5 protein-coding genes are annotated in these 4,196 nt (G+C 40.9%); all 5 read right to left on the bottom strand.

From position 1 onward, the window contains the following. Nucleotides 1-131: 131 nt before the first annotated feature. The 5 genes from mreD to radC all read right to left on the bottom strand — a co-directional run bounded on the left by mreD (nucleotide 132) and on the right by radC (nucleotide 4,006). On the bottom strand, nucleotides 132-695 hold the full coding sequence (gene mreD / locus ABFX15_RS07690; protein ID WP_346024878.1) for a rod shape-determining protein MreD: 564 nt from the start codon (nucleotides 693-695) through the stop codon (nucleotides 132-134). 1 nt (nucleotide 696) lies between these two features. Beyond that, nucleotides 697-1,548 (bottom strand): rod shape-determining protein MreC, encoded by an 852-nt coding sequence (gene mreC, locus ABFX15_RS07685; RefSeq protein WP_346024877.1) that lies wholly within the window; start codon nucleotides 1,546-1,548, stop codon nucleotides 697-699. A gap of 150 nt (nucleotides 1,549-1,698) precedes the next feature. After that, on the bottom strand, nucleotides 1,699-2,709 hold the full coding sequence (locus ABFX15_RS07680) for a rod shape-determining protein (RefSeq protein ID WP_346024876.1): 1,011 nt from the start codon (nucleotides 2,707-2,709) through the stop codon (nucleotides 1,699-1,701). A 216-nt stretch (nucleotides 2,710-2,925) separates the two neighbouring features. Beyond that, nucleotides 2,926-3,126: a cold-shock protein gene (locus ABFX15_RS07675; RefSeq protein ID WP_034302391.1), complete on the bottom strand. Its 201-nt coding sequence runs from the start codon at nucleotides 3,124-3,126 to the stop codon at nucleotides 2,926-2,928. Between the two features lie 193 nt (nucleotides 3,127-3,319). After that, a complete protein-coding gene (gene radC, locus ABFX15_RS07670) occupies nucleotides 3,320-4,006 on the bottom strand; it encodes a RadC family protein (protein WP_091267001.1) in 687 nt (228 codons plus the stop codon). Nucleotides 4,007-4,196 lie beyond the last annotated feature (190 nt).

Genomic DNA, 4,196 nt, shown 5'->3' with positions numbered 1-4,196 from the left:
CTACCGTCACCCTTGTGACCTTAACTGAAACCATTCAAGTGTTTGTCAAGGGCAAATGCGGCTCCGATTGGCATAGTCAGTGGGCCTTCACCACCTTTAATTTTTAGTTTTCATAAAAAATTTGACAGTTCCTATCTGTAGCTTATACTGGATTTCGATTTATCCTTGTTATCTTTTCTGTCAATACCCATGCTCTGAATGACGTACTTCAATGGTAGAATAAGGAACACTGCGATGACAGTGTTGAACAGCAGCGAGGCTGACAGTCTGCCTGCCATAAAATTCTGTACTCCCATAGTAGTTAAGTCCAGCACGGTATAAATTCCGAAAACAAAAAACTCAAGAAAAGTAATCATGATGATGGAAACAAGCAGGATAATTAAATAGGTCGTATCGAATATTTTTCTCAATTGCATGACAAAATAGGCTATAAGTGTCAGACCGGCGATGTATATTCCCAGAAGGCCTGAAAAATAGCTGTCGTAAATGAAACCGAAAACAACTGTCAGGATGATCATATGTCTCGGTTCAAGGTAGAATGCAAGCATAATCACTACTAATACAAATAACCTTGGAGACATAAACCCGAAGGGAACGTTTAGCTGTTCAGTAAACAGCGCAACGATCAGCCCATCGGTCAGCAGCGAGAAAAATAACAGGACAATAGGAATGACAACTCTTTTCCACTGTTCCATACTATTCCCCGCTTTCTGCAAGTCTATTTATAATTGTAACAAATCTGATATTTTCAAAATCTGCTGCCGGGTTTACAAAGACTTGCTGAGCCAGCCCATGAGCATCCATAGTCACTTCTTCAACTTCTCCTATAACTAGACCACGAGGAATCACGCCTCCCAGTCCAGAGGTTGTAATCAGCTCGCCTTCTTCGATTTCGATTGTGGAGGTAATCTGAGACATGACCAGTCTGTCGCTACTGCTGTCATACCCACTGATCAGTCCATAAACAATTTCTTCTTCCATAATAATTTCGGAAGAGACCTGATTTGCTGTCTGATCGATATTTGTCAGAAGGACAACCTTGGAGCTCGTAGGATTGACTTCAGAGATCCTTCCAATAAGACCGTTGCTCGACATAACTGGCATTCCAACTGCGACGCCATCCTGGCTGCCCCTGTCAACCACAATCTGATCGACCCAATTATCCGGATTTCTTGAAATAACAGTACCTGAAATGGTCCGGTAGTCTGTCAGGGAGCTTTGTAATTCAAGTTCTTCTCCCAGCCTCTGATTTTCATCCCTCAAGACATTGATTTCAGCCTGTCGTTCGTAGATTTTGTCTATTTCAATTTTCAGTCTCTGATTTTCTTCATAAGTATTCTGTAGATCGTTAACTGATTCAAAAATCCTTGTTACTGCATTGGCAGGTCGGATAAAAACACGTCCCAGAACTGCTGTAATATCATTAGCTGCCTGCTGCAGAAACGGTGTATTGTCTCCGGTTCTCAAAGATATTGAAATAAGAGAAACAAAGAGTATTACACTGATGAGCAGAACGATCATTTTCTTGTTTGTAAAAAACTGGTTCACTTAAAACACCTCTTATAATTAACTTCGACTATTTTACCATATATTTAGATTTTATCGTAGAGGCAGTTGCATAAGATTTTACTTAATGCATGTCTTGTCCTGTTCAACAAACAAGCGGGAAGATGCCTTCCCGCTTGTCAGTTTACTTATTTATCTCGATCGTTTTTTGTAAAGGTCAAGGTGATTCAGAGCTTCCCCAGTACCAATAGCTACACAATCAAGTGGGCTGCTTGCTACAAATACAGGCACTTCGGTTTCTTCCGCAATAACATCACTTATGTTTTTAAGAAGAGCTCCGCCACCTGTCAATACAATTCCTCTATCGATCACGTCTGCAGAAATTTCGGGAGACGTATCTTCTAATGTTGCTTTTACAGCAACTATTATGCCATCGATCACTTCTTTTATCGCTTCAGAAACATCTTCCGCAGGTATAGAGATTGTTTTAGGTAAACCTGTAAGTAAGTCCCTTCCTCTAATATCCATGTTATCATGGGCTCTAGAAGCTTCAACAGATGCGCTACCCCGTTCTATTTTGATTGCTTCGGCTGTACGCTCACCTATCAGCATGTTGTATTTACTTCTGATAAAATGAATGATCGATTGATCCATCTGATCTCCAGCCATTTTGATTGTTCGGCTGCTGACGATTCCACCTAGAGAAATAGTGGCCACATCAGTCGTTCCTCCACCAATGTCTACCACCATGCTTCCTGTGGGTTCATTGACTGGCAGACCGGCACCAATGGCAGCTGCAAACGGTTCTTCTATCAGAAAGGCATCTTTAGCTCCAGCCATCCTTGTTGCATCAATGATCGCTCTTTTTTCAACTTCAGTTCCTCCTCCGGGAACACAGACGACCACATTGGGCTTCGAGGCACGTTTTCCGACAGATTTTCCTATAAAGTATTCCATCATAGCTGCAGTGGTATCGAAATCAGCGATCACTCCATCTTTCATCGGACGGATAGCTACGATGCTTCCGGGTGTTCTACCAATCATCTTCTGTGCATTTTCGCCAACTGCAACAACCTCATCAGTCTGTTTATCTTTAGCAACAACTGAGGGTTCCCCCAGTACTATTCCTTTTCCTTCTACGAAGACATTAGTATTTGCAGTCCCCAGGTCAATTCCAATATTCTTTTTTCTAAACCAAAACACTTAGAAAATCTCCTTTCAAAAATCAAAGCATACATATTTAATTACTATTGAATAGTATTCATTATGCTATTGTACCTTTTTATCTCAAAAGATGCACTATAAGACTTTGACTTTATTTTAATTTTAATATTTGAAACGATTCGTTACATTATCAGGGCTCACTAAAAAACCGGGCAAGCATTATGCCTACCCGGTCGAAAATTCAATTAGAGTTAATTACGCTTTTTCTACGTTTGCAGCTTGTGGTCCGCGTGCGCCTTCTTCGATGTCGAAAGTAACAGCTTGACCTTCTTCTAGAGATTTGAATCCTTCTTCGTTAATAGCTGAGAAGTGTACAAATACATCGTCTGCACCTTCGCGCTCGATGAATCCAAAACCTTTTTCTGCGTTAAACCATTTTACTGTACCGTTTTCCATGTTACAAATTCCTCCTCGTGCCTAGTGCACTATATATTTCACATTATTGCTATAGGTACGAATCGGAATGTTGTTACACATTACTTTTTTCTTTCCCTAACAAAATGCTAAATTCATATTAACATGGCTATTTTAATATTGCAAGGATAATGCTCCATTTATTTAAAAAGATATGATGCTTCTTTACCGACTGTTACAGCGCTCCCATTTCTTTTAAACTGATGTAGGAATTATCTCCAATAATAAAGTGATCCAGCAGTTCTATTCCTATCAGTCTTCCTGCTTCGGACATTCGTTGAGTAAATGAAAGATCAGCATCAGAAGGTTCAGGATTTCCGGATGGGTGATTGTGTGCAATGATGAGTCGTGCTGCCGAACATTTTATGGCAGCTTTGAAAATCTCCCTTGGGTGCGCCACAGACGAATTTAGAGATCCTTTAAAAATTGTCTCCTTTTTTATGATTTCATTCTTTGTATTAAGTAAGAGAGCGACCACATGCTCCTGCTGAAAATCCTTTAGTTCGTCCAGCAGAATCTGTCCAATGTACTGGCTGGATGTGACCGCTCCTTCTTTGACGATAGGTGTATGTGACATTCTTCTTCCCAGCTCAATGGCAGCAAGCAGTTCCACAGCTTTAGCCTTTCCAATCCCCGGAATCTCCATCAGTTCCTCAAGTGAAGCATTCTTGAGCATGTACAAGTCATCAAAGTGTGAAAAGACTTGTAGACTTAATTGCAGCACATTCTGATCTCTAGTCCCTGTTCTTAACAATATAGCCAGCAGTTCATGATTGGCCAGCGCTGACTGACCATATTCTTTCAGCCTTTCTCGCGGACGGGATTCGACAGGCAAATCTGTAAATTTTTGCATAGATAACATCCTCCTTAATCGAGTAGGAGATAAATGATTAATTCATTTATCGGCCTCTCACACCACCGTACGTACGGTTCCGTATACGGCGGTTCAATATCTTAAGTAAGCAGACTCCGCCAGGTCCGGTAGTGAAACTACGTTCCACCGGTAGAGTCTTTTCGTTGTAAGCACCCAATGAACTTCAGGTGTTTTTGAC

The sequence above is a fragment of the Alkalibacterium indicireducens genome, assembly GCF_039522005.1.
GTDB classification, from domain to species: Bacteria; Bacillota; Bacilli; order Lactobacillales; family Carnobacteriaceae_A; genus Alkalibacterium; species Alkalibacterium indicireducens.
Note: the sequence above shows the minus strand (reverse complement) of the source record. Positions and strands in the feature narration are given on the sequence as shown.

Bases quoted from the DNA above. Each gene is read 5' to 3' on its own strand.
- mreD (WP_346024878.1), bottom strand. From the start codon at position 695: ATGGAACAGTGGAAAAGAGTTGTCATTCCTATTGTCCTGTTATTTTTC.
- radC (WP_091267001.1), bottom strand. From the start codon at position 4,006: ATGTTATCTATGCAAAAATTTACAGATTTGCCTGTCGAATCCCGTCCG.
- ABFX15_RS07675 (WP_034302391.1), bottom strand. From the start codon at position 3,126: ATGGAAAACGGTACAGTAAAATGGTTTAACGCAGAAAAAGGTTTTGGA.